The organism is Mesorhizobium sp. Pch-S, assembly GCF_004136315.1.
In the GTDB taxonomy this organism is placed as follows: domain Bacteria; phylum Pseudomonadota; class Alphaproteobacteria; order Rhizobiales; family Rhizobiaceae; genus Mesorhizobium.
The window spans coordinates 5,562,200-5,576,543 of the sequence record NZ_CP029562.1; the positions used below are offsets into that span (position 1 = coordinate 5,562,200).

Here is a 14,344-nt window from a genome sequence, read left to right on the forward strand (position 1 = left end):
GGCTAGTCGATTTTCAATGGTTGACCCCTGATATCGGCTTCTGATTTGAGTACGAAGGCAAAAGAAACGACCCCGGAAGCTCCACGCACGCATGGCGAAACACGCATTCAACCTGCCGAACATGCTCACCTACGCCCGTATCGTTGCGGTGCCGATGGTCGTCGTGTGTTTCTTTCTCGAAGGCCATTTGAAATCGAGCGATTTTGCACGCTGGCTCGCTCTGGCGATCTTCCTGGCCGCGTCGATTACCGATTATTTCGACGGCTATCTGGCACGTGCCTGGCAGCAGACCTCCAATATAGGCAGGATGCTGGATCCGATCGCCGACAAGCTTCTGGTTTCGACTTGCCTGCTGCTGCTTGCCGCTGACGAGGATGGCATAGCCGGCTGGTCGCTTTGGGCGGCCATCATCATCCTGTGCCGCGAAATCCTGGTTTCGGGCCTGCGCGAATATCTTGCAGCGCTCAAGGTGTCGGTTCCGGTCACACAACTGGCCAAATGGAAGACGACCATCCAGATGGTGGCGATCGCCTTTCTGCTTGCCGGTCCGGCCGGTGACAAGATTTTTCCGTTCACCACGGAAACCGGGTTGGTGCTGCTCTGGATTGCAGCGGTGGTCACGCTCTATACCGGCTATGACTACTTCCGTGCCGGCTTGAAGCATATCGTCGACGAGTAGCGAGACGGCGATGAAGCTCATCTATTTTGCCTGGGTGCGTGAACGGATCGGGAAAACCGAAGAAGACGTCGAACTCCCGGCAGAGGTGACCACAGTGGCCGAGTTGCTGGCTTGGTTGAAATCGCGCGGCGATGAGTACGAAAACGCGCTCCAGCACCCGCGTTCGATCCGTGTCGCCATCAATCAGGAGCATGTCGACCACAGCGAGAAGATAGCTGGCGCGCGCGAGATTGCGCTGTTTCCGCCGATGACGGGAGGTTGATGCCGTGTCCGACGTCGTTGTGGCGAAGGTCAGCATCCAGGCCCAGGATTTCGACATTGCGGCGGAGGTCGCGGCTCTTGCCGCCGGGCGCGCCGATATCGGCGCCATAGTCACGTTTTCCGGGCTTTGTCGTGATGAAGGCGGTGTGCTCACAGCGCTCGAGCTTGAACATTATCCCGGCATGGCCGAAGCTGAGATCGGCCGCATTGCGGACGAAGCCATCGGACGCTGGCCGTTAAAGGGGATCACGGTCATTCATCGCCATGGCCAGATTCGGCCTGGCGAGAACATCGTGCTGGTTGTCACTGCATCCGCACATCGACAGGCTGCCTTCGAGGCCGCCGATTTCCTGATGGATTACCTCAAATCGCGTGCACCTTTCTGGAAGAAGGAGCACCGTACCGACGGTATCGACGGCAATTGGGTCGAGGCCAAGGACAGGGACGACAAGGCGGCGGCCCGCTGGCGCTGACTGGATTTCGCGCTCGAAAATACCCCAGATCGGTCATGGATTGTCCGCAATCACGGCGGATTTTTCGTTGGCGCCGACGTTTGTCGAGTGCCAATGGAGCAGTGTCATGTTGGACAGGATCGCGGAATTCCTGATCTTCGGCTTCGCGCCCTTGATGGTGGGGATGCTTGTCTCAACCGACATGTCCGCGGCGGCCGAGCGCCGGTTGACCGGCGAAGTGATCTACCGCGAGCACATGATCCTGCCCGCGAACGCGGTGCTTACCGTGCAGTTGCTCGATACATCACAGTCCGATGCTCCCGCCAAGGTGATCTGCGAGCAGAGGATCACACCTGCCGGCCAGGTGCCCATGCGTTTCACGCTGAAATTCGATAGTCGGGACATCCGCCCGAAGACGACTTATGCGGTGGACGCCACTATTACGGTCGACGGCCAGACCCAGTTCCTGACCAATGCTCGACACTATATCGATCCGCTTGCCAGCGAACCGATGACGATGGTGCTGAAACAAGTTCAGGACAAGCAAGGCGATACGGCTACTCCAGGCTAGATGGAGAGAGCCAGCTGGACAGCAAGCTGATACGCGAATGCAAAAAAGCCGGGCACCAGCCCGGCTTTTATAGCGCTTGTGCCCTGCAATCGAAGGCGCGATCAGCCGACGATCTCGGTGCCCGAGAACCAGTACGCGATCTCTTCGGCAGCAGTCTCAGGAGCATCCGAGCCGTGCACGGAGTTTTCGCCGATCGACAGGGCGTGCACCTTGCGGATGGTGCCTTCTGCGGCGTTGGCCGGATTGGTGGCGCCCATGACTTCACGGTTCCTGGCGATTGCATTCTCGCCTTCGAGAACCTGCACGATGGTCGGGCCCGACGACATGAATTCGGTCAATTCGCCAAAGAAGGGGCGATCCTTGTGGACGGCATAGAAGCCCTGGGCTTCGCGCAGGCTCATCCAGACGCGCCTGGAGGCGACGACGCGCAGGCCGGCATCCTCGAGCATCTTGGTGATGGCGCCCGTGAGGTTGCGCTTGGTGGCATCCGGCTTGATCATCGAGAAGGTGCGTTCGATCGCCATGGGTCGTCCTTTGGTGCTGGGAATTGAGGTGTGGCGGGCTCTATACAAGCCGCCCGGCGCATTGCCAAGGGGAGGCGTTGATCGTGCTGCCGGGCAAAATGGCCATGGCTTTGCCCTTCCCGACACTCTAGATCAGGTTCGGGGTGGACAGTGTGGGAAACCGGGGACCGGATGAAACGCCATTTCATGATGTTCGCGGCCTACAATCGGTGGGCCAACAGCCGTCTCTACGATGCCGCCGACGCCCTGACCGACGAAGAATTCACGCGTAACACCGGCGCATTCTTCGGGTCGATGATGGGCACGCTCAACCATTTGCTGGTTACTGACCGCATCTGGATGAAGCGCTTCACCGGCCAGGGAGACGCACCGGCCAGCCTTGACGCAATCGTGCAACGGGCGCTGCCGGCGCTGCGGATAGCGCGCGAGGCGGAAGACAGGCGTATTGTCGAATGGGTCGACGGTCTGAGCGACAAGGATATCGCGGGCCGGTTTTCCTATGTGACCACTGACATGCGCACAATTTCACAGCGCCTGGCGCCAGCGCTCGATCATCTGTTCAACCATCAGACCCATCACAGGGGCCAGGCGCATATGATCCTGACAGTTCTCGGACATGCGTCGGTTCAGCTGGATCTGATGTACTTCCAGCGGACAGAAGAGGGCCGTACTTTCGCATAATTTCAATGCAGTCGTTGATTTGTTATATAATAAAATTAGACAGCAATTGACCAAAGGTGGAAAACGCACCGAAAGCCATAAATATTAAAACGTGAGAATGTACTGACGGTTTTGGTATTCTCCAGATGTTTTGACTTCGCTGCGGGCTGATTTGGCCGTGCTGTCGAGGAAGCGCAAAACCATTAGGAGGATGTAATGGCTGGTTTCGTTAGGAGTCTCGCCGGAACATTGGCGAGTGGTGCCGTCGTTGTTTGTTTGGCTTTGCCAGCAGGTGCCGATGGTCTTGGCGTGTCCGCAGGAGGTGTCAATGCAGGTGTTGGCGCTTCGATTGGTGGCTCGGGAGGCGTGAGTGCCGGGTTGGGAGCGTCGATCGGCGGTTCCAACGGTGTTAACGCAGGCGCGGGCGCCAGCATTGGCGGGGCAAGTGGAGTCAATGCGGGGCTGGGCGCCTCGGTTGGTGGCAGCAATGGCGTCACTGCGGGGGCCGGGGCAAATGTCGGCGGATCCAACGGCGTTACAGCGGGAGGCGGAGCCACGATAGGAGGTTCCGGCGGTGTTGCAGCCGGCGCTACCGCATCGGTCGGTGGCAGTGGCGGTGTGAATGCCGGCGTTGGTGCTTCCGTTGGTGGTTCGAACGGGGTCACTGCCGGTCTCGGTGCTTCGGTCGGTGGCCGAAACGGCACCGGCGTGGGGGTTGGAGTCGGGATAGGCGGAGGTACCACGAGCAATCCGTCCGGGCCTTCCAGTCCGCGCAATCCGCTGAGCCCGGTCGCTCCAAGTGGTACGATCTTTGGCACCGCGACCAATACCGGAAAAGTCAATCCCAGCAATCCGGCCGTGCCGAGGGCCATTGCTCAGCTTTCGGACAGCAAGCTGATGAAGCTGAAGCGCCGCTGCGCCGAAGTGGTGAGCAGCGGTGCCTATGATAGCGATCTGCAGGCACTGTGCGCCCTGCTTGCCAAGGTCAATCGCTGATCCTTTCGCTCTCCGAAAAGAGACAGCCCGCTTCGGCGGGCTGTTTTCTTGCACGAGGACATTTTGGGGGACGCTGGTGCGCGGGCGGCGAACCTCACGGGTTCAGTTTTCCACCTGGCCCACAATTCCCTGCAGTGTCTTCCATTGCACGCGGTCGGCTTCAATGCGAAGCCGTGGGGCGTCGGTCGTCTGTCCGAGCCGACGGATGTGCTCTGAATGTCCATGAACAGCTATTCCGAAAAGACCGGGCGCATGATCGCCCTCCTGCTGATCGCCGGCTCCGGCGTCGTCGCTGTCGCCAAAGGCATGAGTCTGTCGTTTCTTGCGATTCGACTGCAGCAGGACTTTGGGCTCGGTCCGGCCGGAATCGGTGCGCTGATCGGTGTGGGGCCTCTGCTTGGTGCGATGGTCAGTCCGCTTGCCGGAGCGATTTCGGATCGGCTCGGGCGCAGAACCGTGCTGGCCATCGCCATATCCTTCGCCGGCCTCGGCATGGCTGGCCTTGGACTTGCCCAATCCGTCGCGGCCTTCACATTTGCCCACATCGTGGCCTCGATCGCTGGCGCCGTCTACGAGCCGGCTGCCCGCGCGATGATGAGCGATGCTGCGCCTGAAAGACTGCGCCTGAAGGTGTTTTCGTGGCGCTACCTCGCCATCAATGCCGGCTGGGCGATCGGTCCCATGATCGGGCTGGCTTTCGGCGCGACTTCCGACATTCTGTTCGTCGTGGCCGGCATGGTTCATCTGATGTTCGGGGTAATCATCTTCCTGCTGGTGCCGGAGATTGCCACAAGTGCAGCGAATACCGCCCAGCAGCATATCGGCGGTTGGCGGCGCCTTGTCGGTGCTTTCCGCGATCCCAGGCTGATGTTCTTTGCCGGTGGCGGCACGCTGTTGGTTGCCGTCTACGGGCAGTGGTCGGTGCCGCTGTCGCAGTACATCATCAAGGATTTCACCAGGGGCGTGGAAATATTCGCCTTGCTGGTCAGCACCAATGCGGCCGCTGTGCTGGTAGCCAGCACACCCGCGCGTTGGGTGATCGAGCGGATCGGCGCGCTGCATGCTCTGGTCCTGGGCTGCGTGCTGTTTCTCCTGGGCAATCTGGGATTTGCAGCATCTTCGGGTGTCGAGATGCTGGTCGCTTCGATGATTGTCTTCACGATCGGCGAGGTTCTTGTCGTTCCGGCCGAATACATGCTGGTCGACGGCATTTCGACGGCCGCCAACAGAGGCACCTATTTCGGGGCGCATTCGCTGTCCACCATCGGCAACTTCTTTGGCCCATTGCTGGCTGGAATGGCTCTTGGAGCCTATGGCGGAACCGGAATGTTCCTGTTGTTCGCAGTGTTTTCGGCCGGCAGCGCACTGCTTTTCGCCATTGGTCATTCCTTGCCACCGCCGCGCCGGCTTGGCGCCGACGCTCCGGCGGAGGCTGTCGACACCGCGTTGAGCGACTTGTTGCGGGCAGGCCGGCTGGCACCTCTCAGGACAGCATAGCGGTTTCTGGCGGCGTCTGGCCGCCTTCGGGTTGAAACAGTCGGCCGCATCCCCTTGCCATTGTTGCCCATACGGGTCAAAACCGCGCCGCCATGCTTATCATCAATGACCTTTCGCTCCGCATCGCCGGACGCCTGCTCCTCGACCATGCTTCGCTGACGCTGCCCACCGGCACGAAGGCAGGCCTTGTCGGCCGCAATGGCACGGGCAAGACCACGCTGTTCAAGGCGATCACCGGCGATCTCGCTTCCGAGACCGGCTCGATCAGCATTCCGAAGAACACGCGCATCGGCCAGGTGGCTCAGGAAGCTCCCGGCACGGAGGATTCGCTGCTGGAGATCGTGCTGGCCGCGGACAAGGAGCGTGCCGCGCTGATGGAAGAGGAAAAGACGGCGACCGATCCCAACCGCATTGCCGAGATCCATATCCGGCTGGCCGACATCGATGCGCATACCGCCGAATCCCGTGCCGCGACCATCCTCGCCGGCCTGGGCTTTGACGAGGCGGCGCAGGCGCGGCCCGCATCATCCTTTTCCGGCGGCTGGCGTATGCGGGTCGCACTGGCAGCGGTGCTGTTTTCCGAGCCTGACCTGCTGCTGCTCGACGAGCCGACCAACTATCTCGACCTCGAGGGCACGCTCTGGCTGGAAAACTACGTTTCGAAGTATCCGCATACCGTGCTTCTGATCTCGCACGATCGTGATCTGCTCAATCGTGCAGTCAACTCGATCGTGCATCTCGACCAGCAGAAGCTGAGTTTCTGGCGCGGCGGCTACGATCAGTTCGAGCGGCAGCTTTCCGAACAGCAGGAACTGCAGGAAAAGAGCCGGATCAAGCAGGAGGCGCAGCGCAAGCACCTGCAATCTTTCGTGGATCGCTTTCGTGCCAAGGCCTCCAAGGCAAGGCAGGCACAGTCACGCATCAAGGCCCTCGAGCGCATGAAGCCGATTGCGGCGCTGGTCAACGATTCCGTCAAGCCATTCTCCTTTCCGGAGCCGGTGAAGACGGTGGCTTCGCCGATCGTGGCGCTGTCCGGCGTCGAAGTGGGCTATGCGCCGGGCAAGCCCATATTGAAGAAGATGACGTTGCGCATCGACGCCGATGATCGCATCGCGCTGCTTGGTGCCAACGGCAACGGCAAGTCGACCTTTGCCAAGCTGCTCGCCGGACGACTCAAGGCCGAAACCGGCAGATGACGATCGCGCCTGGCTTGAAGGTGGCGATCTTTGCCCAGCATCAGCTCGATGACCTGCGCCCGGACGAAAACGCCTACGAGCACGTGCGCCGTCTCATGCCGGAGGCGCCTGAAGCCAAGGTGAGGGCGCGTGTCGCGCAGTTCGGTTTGGCAACCGAGAAGATGAACACCGCTGCCAAGGACCTGTCCGGTGGTGAAAAAGCGCGGCTGCTGATGGGACTGGCTGCCTTCGATGGTCCCAACCTGTTCATCCTCGACGAACCGACCAACCATCTCGATATCGATTCCAGAGAATCGCTGATCCATGCGCTCAACGACTTTCCGGGCGCCGTAATCCTGGTTTCGCACGACCGCCACCTGCTCGAGGCGACGGCGGATCGGCTCTGGCTGGTCAAGGATGGCGCGGTCAATCCGTATGACGGCGATCTCGACGATTACAAGACGCTGGTGACCGGGGTATCGGCCGATCGTCGCGAAAAGCGGGAAGCCGACAAGGCTTCCAAGGCGGACCGGCGTCGCGAGGCAGCCGCAAGGCGCGCGGCGCTGGAGCCGCTGGCAAAGGAAATCCGCGCGACCGAGGGGCTGATGGATCGCCTGCGCAAACGCATCGATCTGATCGAGGATGAGCTTGCCAATCCGGCGCTCTACGAAAAGGATCCGATCAAGGCGACGCGCTTTGCCAAGGAGCGTTCGGAGCTGGCAGCGCAGCTCAACGCGCATGAAGAGCGTTGGCTGACGATGTCGGCCGAATATGAGGAAGGCATCGCCGAGTAGCTTGCCGATCCTGCCGCAGAACCCGCAGGATTACGATCCGCTGGTTCCATGGCGGCAGGAAATAGATTTCCTCGTGGTTCCCGCGGGAGGTTGGCGTTGCCTCCCGTCCTTGGACAACTGGCCCTACACTCCGGGCCGGCGAACAGGTAAAAGAGCCTTATGAACACCCACGCCAAGATCCGCATCGGCCATTCGGCCTGCCCGCATGATTGCCCATCCACCTGTGCGCTCGACGTCGAGCTGCTGGGGCCGGACCGGATCGGGCGCATCCATGGCGCCAAGGACAACAGCTATACGGCGGGCGTCGTCTGCGCGAAGGTCGCGCGCTACGCCGATCGCGTGCATCACCCCGACCGGCTGCTGAAGCCGCTCGTGCGCGCCGGCACCAAGGGCGATGGCCAATGGAAGGAAGCGAGCTGGGAAGCCGCGCTCGACCTTGTTGCTGAAAAATTCATCGCCGCGGAAGAGAAATACGGCTCGGAGACGGTCTGGCCGTACTTCTATGCCGGAACCATGGGGCTGGTGCAGCGCGACGGCATCGAACGGTTGCGGCACGCCAAGAAATATTCCGGCTTCTTCGGATCGATCTGCACCAATCTGGCATGGACCGGCTATGTCATGGGCACGGGCGCGCTGCGCGGCTCCGATCCACGCGAAATGGGCCGTTCCGACTGCGTCGTCATCTGGGGCACCAATGCGGTGGTGACCCAGGTCAATGTGATGACCCACGCCATCAAGGCGCGCAAGGAACGCGGTGCCAAGATCGTCGTCATCGACATCTATGAAAACGCGACGATGAAGCAGGCCGATATTGGCCTGGTGGTGAAGCCCGGTACGGACGGCGCGCTGGCCTGCGCGGTCATGCACGTGCTGTTTCGCGAGAACATGGCCGACCGCGCGTATCTTGAAAAATACACCGACGATCCGAAGGGACTGGAGGCGCATCTCGCCGACAAGACGCCGGAGTGGGCGGCCGCCATCACGGGCCTGACTGTCGCCGAGATCGAGGCTTTCGCTCGGCTGATCGGCACCACCAAACGCACGTTCTTCCGTCTGGGCTATGGCTTTGCGCGCCAGCGCAATGGTGCAGCCAACATGCACGCGGCACTTTCCATCGCCGCTGTGACCGGTTGCTGGCAATATGAAGGTGGTGGCGCTTTCCATTCCAATTCAGGCATTTCCGGCTTCAAGTTCAACAAGGATCTGCTTGAAGGCGACCGCTACCGGGACCCCAAGGTGCGCTATCTCGATCATTCGCGCATCGGCCCCGTGCTCACCAATGCGCCGGATGCGCTTTATGGCGGCCCGCCGGTGACGGCGCTGCTTATCCAGAACACCAATCCGATGAATGTCGCGCCCGAGCAGCGGCTGGTGAAGGAAGGTTTCCTGCGCGAGGACCTGTTCACCTGTGTGCATGAACAGTTCATGACCGATACAGCGAAGGTCGCCGATGTCGTTTTGCCGGCTACGATGTTCCTCGAGCATGACGACATCTACAAGGGCGGCGGCAACCAGCACATCACGCTCGGTCCGAAGCTGATCGATCCCCCTGTCGGCCCGCGCACCAACCATTACGTCATCGAGGAACTGGCCCAGCGTCTTGGTGTTTCACATATGCCGGGTTTCGGACTGACCGAGAAGGAACACATCAACGCGCTGCTCAAGAACCGGGACCTCGATTTCGACACGCTGCGCGAACAGCGCTGGGCCGACATGCAGCCGGATTTCGAGACCGCGCACTTCATCAAGGGTTTCGGCCATCCGGATGGCAAGTACCGTTTCAGGCCACAGTGGAACGGCGGCTATGCACCCAACAAGCCGCCGAAAAGCATGGGCATTTTTGGCCCTGTCGAGCAACTTCCGGAATTTCCCGATCATGTCGACCTGATCGAGGTGGCGGACGCCACACATCCGTTCCGGCTGGCAACATCGCCGGCCCGCAATTTCCTGAATTCTTCTTTCGCCGAAACACCGGTGTCACAAGCCAAGGAAATACGACCTGAGCTGCTGATCCATCCGGAGGATGCTGCGGCACTCGGCGTGGTCGAAGGGGCGCGAGTGGAGGTGGGCAATCCGCGCGGCGAGGTCGTACTGCACGCCAAGCTGTTCGCCGGGCTCAAGCGCGGTGTGGTGATCGCGGAAGGCATCTGGCCGAATTCGGCGCACGAACGCGGCGAGGGCATCAACGTATTGACCGGTTCCGATGCGCCCGCCCCATATGGCGGGGCAGCGGTACACGACAACAAGGTGTGGGTGCGGGTCGCCGCCTGAGGTCGCATAAACCGGGTTGAGATCGGTGTCTCGCTGTCGTGAGACACCGCGGGTTCGTCAAACTGACGAAGATGCTCGGGAGTTTTGACGGTCCAGGACAGAACCGCGAAACCGGCATTGCATATACATAGGAATCCTATATTGTTTTCCTATGGTCACGCGACAAGATCCTCTTTCACTCGATAGCCGCATCCACGAGGCCCTTTCGCGGCTGGCGACGGTCTTGCGCATCGATGAGTGGAGCAGGGCAAAAGCAAGCGGCTTCAACCCGACCCAATTGGCCATTCTCGATCTGCTCGCAGGACGTGGAGGGGGGCTTGGAGTGAGAGAGATCGCCGCTCACATCGGCGTTTCCCAGCCCACGGCGACTGATTCCATCAACGCACTGGAACGAAAGGACTGCGTCGCGAAGCAGACGGACGCGGCCGACAAACGCGTGGTGCGTGTAGCTGTGACGGCTGCAGGTCTTGCTGGTCTCAAACATGCACATCAGGAAGAAAGCTTCACTGAACAGGCCATTGCCGCACTTGGTGGCGGCGCGCGGGAAGATCTGCTGCTCACCCTGATCAAGATGATCCGCCATCTCCAGGAGACGGGTGCAATACCCGTGCAGCGCATGTGCGTAAGCTGTCGCCATTTCGCGCCCTTCGCTCACGCGGATGCAGCGCGGCCACATCATTGCAAATTCGTCGACGCGGCCTTCGGCCAGCGGGAGCTCCGCATCGATTGCCACGATCACGTTGAAGCCGATCCCTCGTCCCGGGCTGCCACCTGGGACGCTTTCCAAACGGGATAATCGACCCTCCAGGCAAAAGGAACCAGCATCATGTTCACAAGATTTTCGACCGGCGTGTTCATCGCCGGTACGGCAGCGCTTTGGCTGTCGACAGCCTCTGCCCATTCCATCAAAGCCGAGCCGACGGAGAAAGTGGAAGCTTCCTTCGACATCGTCGAAACAACGATCGCAACCAAGGGCGACACCGCCGTCTTCAGCACCCGCGTGCGCGGCGAGGCCGGCAAGGACAAGCCGGACGCGACCGGCAGGTTCGAAGGCTCCAGCGTCTATGCCTATGTCTGGCCGACCAGCCTGGACAGCGGTGATGTCGGCTTCGACAAGGGCCAGGGCATTGTAGCGCTCGCCGTCACCTTCCATCCGGATTTCGATGATGCGGCCAAAGGCGGCAAGAACCGTCACGTCTGGCATCCGCATTGGGTCGTGCTGGCGAAAGATGCGGCCTGCGGTGGCGGGCTGAAGGTCATTGATATTCCGGAAGGAACCAAGCCGAGGGTTCCTGAGACCTGGCCCGGCGTGCCGCTTCTGATCGACAGCCCTGCCTATCCCACCACCTTCAAGGGCGACACGGTGGATGTGGAAATACCGCTTGCGCTGATCGGCGGCATTGCCGGCGCATCCTATGACGGTGTGACAGCCGGGCTCAGGGTCAACGGCAACCTGCATGCGCCGCTGCTTTGCGTCAGCGATGTCTTCAAGGTCGCTTCCGGGGATCTGAGCCTGCCGGGCAAGGTGGTGCCCGCCGAATGAAAAAGCGCCGGTCCGGCAACTGCCATCGCCGGACCGGCAGTTCCTCCCCTCCAGGCAAATGAAAGGAAAGAACATGACAAGGAGTACGCCCGCCGACCTTGCCAAGGCAATGGCAACCGGCATTCTGGATTGGACTGATCGCAGTGGGGGCGATCATGATTGATACGTTTCCCGCTCCCGAGCTCGCCACGAGCCAGTGGTTCAACACGCCGGTGCCGCTGTCGCTGGCGAGTCTTCGCGGACGCCCCGTCTTCCTGCATACTTTCCAGCTCTTGTGCCCGGGCTGCGTCGCACAGGCGATACCGCAGGTTCGCCGTATCGAGCAGGTCTTCGCCGGCAGCGACCTGCAGATCATCGGACTCCACACCGTCTTTGAACATCATGCGGCCATGACACCGGTAACGGTGCAGGCGTTCCTGCACGAATATCGGCTTACGTCGCCCGTTGCCGTCGACCTGGCGGAGGAGGGGATGGACATTCCGGTGACCATGCGACGCTACGGGCTGCAAGGCACACCGTCTTCTGTGCTGATTGGTCGCGACGGCGTGATCCTGCATCAAGCCTTTGGTGTGGAGGACGACATAGCCGTCGGCGCGCGGATCGCCATGGCGATTGCAGCCAGTCTCCACGATCGCCTCGATGGAACCCCGGATGCGACAGCCTGCTCCCACGACCGTTGCGCCACGTCCGCTTCCACGGCCTCTGCCCAATGAGATTTCCATGCTGAAAAAAGTCCTCGTCCTGCGCCATGTCCATTTTGAAGATCTCGGCGCTTTCCACGAACCCTTGCAGGCGGCGGGCTACGACATCCGCTATAGCAGCGTCGGCGATGGAGACTTCTGCCTTGGCGATCCGTTGGCGCCGGATCTTCTGGTTGTCCTCGGCGGTCCGATCGGTGTTTATGAAGACGAAGCTTACCCGTTCCTTGCCGTCGAGCGTGCATTCGTCGCCACGCGCCTTGCGAAGAAGCGCCCGACGCTTGGTGTCTGTCTCGGCGCACAACTGATCGCGGCGGCACTCGGCGCCCGGGTTTTCCCAACGGGTCTCAAGGAGATCGGGTTTTCCGAGCTGATCCTCACGGAAGCCGGCAAGGCAAGTCCACTCCGCCATCTTGCTGGCGTAGCGGTATTGCACTGGCATGGCGACACCTACACGCTGCCGGAAAATGCGACCAACCTGGCGGCCTCGGCGCTCGTCGAGCAGCAAGCCTTTTCGATCGGGCGTTCGGTGCTTGGCCTGCAGTTTCATCCCGAGGCCGAAACCGATCAGCGCTTCGAACGCTGGCTGGTCGGCCACGCGGCGGAGCTTTCCGCCGCCGGCATCGATCTCGGCGTGCTGCGTGATGATGCGAAAAAACACGGTCAGCGTCTTCGGGATGCGGCGCGACAATTGCTGGCCGAATGGCTGGCGGGGCTGGAACCATGACAAGCCTGCCGCTGCTCAGCCTGCGCATTGGCGGGGTTGCGCCACTCGGGTTGCATGGCGCGCCAAGTGGTATTGTCAAACTGGCGGTGGCGTCACCGCTTGTCTTGTCTGAAATAGGGCTTGCCGGGGACAGGCAAGGCGATACCGTGCGCCACGGTGGACCGGAAAAGGCCGTGCATCACTATCCTTTTGACCACTATGCGGCCTGGCGAAGCGATTTTGGGCACCATGCCCTGTTTGCAGGTCCGGGCGCGTTCGGTGAAAACATCTCCACCATAGGACTTGACGAGGAGACGGTTGCGATCGGTGACGTCTTTTCATTGGGCACGGCCATTGTCGAAGTCAGCCAGGGCCGTCAGCCATGCTGGAAACTGAACGAACGCTTCGGCAGGTCCGACATGGCCAGGCAGGTGCAGTCGACGGGGCGAACGGGTTGGTATTACCGCGTGCTGACACCAGGCATCGTCGCGCCGCAAGACCGTCTCACGCTGCTTGACCGCCGGTCGCCGGACTGGACGCTGAAGCGCGTCTGGCGGACCTTTTACGTTGATCCGCTCAACCGTGCGGAACTTGCCGGGATTGCAGCCCTCGACCGTCTGGCGGAGGGCTGGCGAGGCCACGCTGCGCGCCGTTTGGCGAGCAACCGGGTGGAAGACTGGACGAGGCGTCTCGACAGCCCTCAAGCATAGCAAACGCTTCTTCGCAGGCGCGCGCCATCGACAGATGGCGCGCGTCTCCTGTTCCGGCGGGCGGTATCAGGCCGCCAGAGCCGAGCTCGTATCCCGCAGGACATCGGCGAGCGGGACAAGCCCTTTCATCGCACCGCTGCCGATAGCAGGCCGGCCATCCTCTACTGCCAACGCAAAGCGGAATGCCGGGTCGGCCTCGATGCGCTGTCGCAGCGCGAGGATGCGCGGATAGTCGTTCGGGTCGACAGACTTGTGGAAGTCCACCCAGCGCGCGACGCCGGCAAACACGGCATCCGCCAGGGTTGGCTTTTCACCGAGCAGATAGGTGCTGTCACCGATCATGGCCTCGAGCTGTTCATGTCGCTTGGCCACGAATTCGCGGCCGAATTTGCGCAATGTCTCCCGCTCCTGCTCCGAGGCCCCATCGGCTTCCAGCGCCACCCACAACGGCGTGAATGCTCCGGTGAAGCCGGTGTTCAGGAAGGCGATGTACTGGTGCATCCGGTCTGCCTGCGGTGTGCCGGGTTCGAAGCTGATGCGGCGTTCGGTGTCGCGTGCTTCCAGCCAGAGTGCGATCGCCATCGTTTCAGTGAGCACGCGGCCCTCGCCCGTGATCAGCACTGGGGTTTCCACGCGGCCGTTGAGGCGCTTGTAGGCATCGGTTCGCATCTGGCCCAGCATGTCGACGCGGGTGAGCCGATAAGGCTGGCCGAGCCATTCGAAGGCAGTAACGAGGCCCGCCGAGGAGCCGAGCGGGAAGCCGGAGGTGAAGATTGGTTCGGATGTCATGTCGTTTCTCCATTGCTG

General features: G+C 61.3%; 15 protein-coding genes and 1 pseudogene. 14 read left to right on the plus strand and 2 right to left on the minus strand.

Annotated elements, in window-relative coordinates; all coding sequences use genetic code 11:
• Positions 1 to 91: 91 nt before the first annotated feature.
• The 4 genes from pgsA to C1M53_RS26065 all read left to right on the plus strand — a co-directional run bounded on the left by pgsA (position 92) and on the right by C1M53_RS26065 (position 1,963).
• Positions 92 to 679 (plus strand): CDP-diacylglycerol--glycerol-3-phosphate 3-phosphatidyltransferase, encoded by a 588-nt coding sequence (gene pgsA, locus C1M53_RS26050; RefSeq protein WP_129414860.1) that lies wholly within the window; start codon positions 92 to 94, stop codon positions 677 to 679.
• 10 nt (positions 680 to 689) lie between these two features.
• A complete protein-coding gene (gene moaD / locus C1M53_RS26055) occupies positions 690 to 941 on the plus strand; it encodes a molybdopterin converting factor subunit 1 (RefSeq protein ID WP_129414861.1) in 252 nt (83 codons plus the stop codon).
• 4 nt (positions 942 to 945) lie between these two features.
• Positions 946 to 1,413, plus strand: a complete 468-nt coding sequence (locus tag C1M53_RS26060) for a molybdenum cofactor biosynthesis protein MoaE (RefSeq protein ID WP_129414862.1) — start codon at positions 946 to 948, stop codon at positions 1,411 to 1,413.
• Positions 1,414 to 1,519: 106 nt separating this feature from the next.
• Positions 1,520 to 1,963, plus strand: a complete 444-nt coding sequence (locus C1M53_RS26065; protein ID WP_129414863.1) for a YbaY family lipoprotein — start codon at positions 1,520 to 1,522, stop codon at positions 1,961 to 1,963.
• Between the two features lie 101 nt (positions 1,964 to 2,064).
• Here the strand turns inward: C1M53_RS26065 and ndk are convergent, their stop codons facing one another.
• Positions 2,065 to 2,487 carry a nucleoside-diphosphate kinase gene (gene ndk / locus C1M53_RS26070; RefSeq protein WP_054310955.1) on the minus strand — a complete coding sequence of 141 codons (423 nt, stop codon included), beginning with the start codon at positions 2,485 to 2,487 and terminating at the stop codon, positions 2,065 to 2,067.
• Positions 2,488 to 2,658: 171 nt separating this feature from the next.
• Here ndk and C1M53_RS26075 point away from each other — a divergent pair, with 171 nt between their 5' ends.
• From C1M53_RS26075 to C1M53_RS26120, 10 genes and pseudogenes are all read left to right on the plus strand, one after another.
• On the plus strand, positions 2,659 to 3,168 hold the full coding sequence (locus C1M53_RS26075; protein ID WP_129414864.1) for a DinB family protein: 510 nt from the start codon (positions 2,659 to 2,661) through the stop codon (positions 3,166 to 3,168).
• A 195-nt stretch (positions 3,169 to 3,363) separates the two neighbouring features.
• Positions 3,364 to 4,143, plus strand: a complete 780-nt coding sequence (locus tag C1M53_RS26080; RefSeq protein ID WP_129414865.1) for a hypothetical protein — start codon at positions 3,364 to 3,366, stop codon at positions 4,141 to 4,143.
• 216 nt (positions 4,144 to 4,359) lie between these two features.
• On the plus strand, positions 4,360 to 5,640 hold the full coding sequence (locus C1M53_RS26085; RefSeq protein WP_129414866.1) for an MFS transporter: 1,281 nt from the start codon (positions 4,360 to 4,362) through the stop codon (positions 5,638 to 5,640).
• 92 nt (positions 5,641 to 5,732) lie between these two features.
• Positions 5,733 to 7,609: pseudogene (locus C1M53_RS26090) on the plus strand (ABC-F family ATP-binding cassette domain-containing protein).
• A 159-nt stretch (positions 7,610 to 7,768) separates the two neighbouring features.
• The gene (locus C1M53_RS26095; protein WP_129414867.1) at positions 7,769 to 9,880 is read left to right on the plus strand and encodes a molybdopterin oxidoreductase family protein; all 2,112 of its coding nucleotides are present in this window, start codon (positions 7,769 to 7,771) and stop codon (positions 9,878 to 9,880) included.
• Positions 9,881 to 10,103: 223 nt separating this feature from the next.
• The gene (locus tag C1M53_RS26100) at positions 10,104 to 10,676 is read left to right on the plus strand and encodes a MarR family winged helix-turn-helix transcriptional regulator (protein ID WP_245488288.1); all 573 of its coding nucleotides are present in this window, start codon (positions 10,104 to 10,106) and stop codon (positions 10,674 to 10,676) included.
• Positions 10,677 to 10,706: 30 nt separating this feature from the next.
• Positions 10,707 to 11,423 carry a hypothetical protein gene (locus C1M53_RS26105; protein WP_129414869.1) on the plus strand — a complete coding sequence of 239 codons (717 nt, stop codon included), beginning with the start codon at positions 10,707 to 10,709 and terminating at the stop codon, positions 11,421 to 11,423.
• 155 nt (positions 11,424 to 11,578) lie between these two features.
• The gene (locus tag C1M53_RS26110) at positions 11,579 to 12,136 is read left to right on the plus strand and encodes a redoxin family protein (RefSeq protein WP_129414870.1); all 558 of its coding nucleotides are present in this window, start codon (positions 11,579 to 11,581) and stop codon (positions 12,134 to 12,136) included.
• A 7-nt stretch (positions 12,137 to 12,143) separates the two neighbouring features.
• Entirely contained in the window at positions 12,144 to 12,848 is a 705-nt protein-coding gene (locus C1M53_RS26115) for a glutamine amidotransferase (RefSeq protein ID WP_207213041.1), read from the plus strand.
• Positions 12,845 to 13,537, plus strand: a complete 693-nt coding sequence (locus C1M53_RS26120; protein WP_129414871.1) for an MOSC domain-containing protein — start codon at positions 12,845 to 12,847, stop codon at positions 13,535 to 13,537. The genes C1M53_RS26115 and C1M53_RS26120 overlap by 4 nt, the downstream gene beginning before the upstream one ends.
• A 66-nt stretch (positions 13,538 to 13,603) precedes the next feature.
• On the opposite strand, the gene C1M53_RS26125 is transcribed toward C1M53_RS26120, so the two are convergent.
• Entirely contained in the window at positions 13,604 to 14,326 is a 723-nt protein-coding gene (locus C1M53_RS26125; RefSeq protein ID WP_129414872.1) for a glutathione S-transferase family protein, read from the minus strand.
• Positions 14,327 to 14,344 lie beyond the last annotated feature (18 nt).

What these genes read in the sequence shown, in the direction of transcription:
- pgsA (WP_129414860.1), top strand. Translation starts at nt 92, where the DNA reads ATGGCGAAACACGCATTCAACCTGCCGAACATGCTCACCTACGCCCGT.
- moaD (WP_129414861.1), top strand. Translation starts at nt 690, where the DNA reads ATGAAGCTCATCTATTTTGCCTGGGTGCGTGAACGGATCGGGAAAACC.
- C1M53_RS26065 (WP_129414863.1), top strand. Translation starts at nt 1,520, where the DNA reads ATGTTGGACAGGATCGCGGAATTCCTGATCTTCGGCTTCGCGCCCTTG.
- ndk (WP_054310955.1), bottom strand. Translation starts at nt 2,487, where the DNA reads ATGGCGATCGAACGCACCTTCTCGATGATCAAGCCGGATGCCACCAAG.
- C1M53_RS26075 (WP_129414864.1), top strand. Translation starts at nt 2,659, where the DNA reads ATGAAACGCCATTTCATGATGTTCGCGGCCTACAATCGGTGGGCCAAC.
- C1M53_RS26080 (WP_129414865.1), top strand. Translation starts at nt 3,364, where the DNA reads ATGGCTGGTTTCGTTAGGAGTCTCGCCGGAACATTGGCGAGTGGTGCC.
- C1M53_RS26085 (WP_129414866.1), top strand. Translation starts at nt 4,360, where the DNA reads ATGTCCATGAACAGCTATTCCGAAAAGACCGGGCGCATGATCGCCCTC.
- C1M53_RS26095 (WP_129414867.1), top strand. Translation starts at nt 7,769, where the DNA reads ATGAACACCCACGCCAAGATCCGCATCGGCCATTCGGCCTGCCCGCAT.
- C1M53_RS26105 (WP_129414869.1), top strand. Translation starts at nt 10,707, where the DNA reads ATGTTCACAAGATTTTCGACCGGCGTGTTCATCGCCGGTACGGCAGCG.
- C1M53_RS26110 (WP_129414870.1), top strand. Translation starts at nt 11,579, where the DNA reads ATGATTGATACGTTTCCCGCTCCCGAGCTCGCCACGAGCCAGTGGTTC.
- C1M53_RS26115 (WP_207213041.1), top strand. Translation starts at nt 12,144, where the DNA reads ATGCTGAAAAAAGTCCTCGTCCTGCGCCATGTCCATTTTGAAGATCTC.
- C1M53_RS26120 (WP_129414871.1), top strand. Translation starts at nt 12,845, where the DNA reads ATGACAAGCCTGCCGCTGCTCAGCCTGCGCATTGGCGGGGTTGCGCCA.
- C1M53_RS26125 (WP_129414872.1), bottom strand. Translation starts at nt 14,326, where the DNA reads ATGACATCCGAACCAATCTTCACCTCCGGCTTCCCGCTCGGCTCCTCG.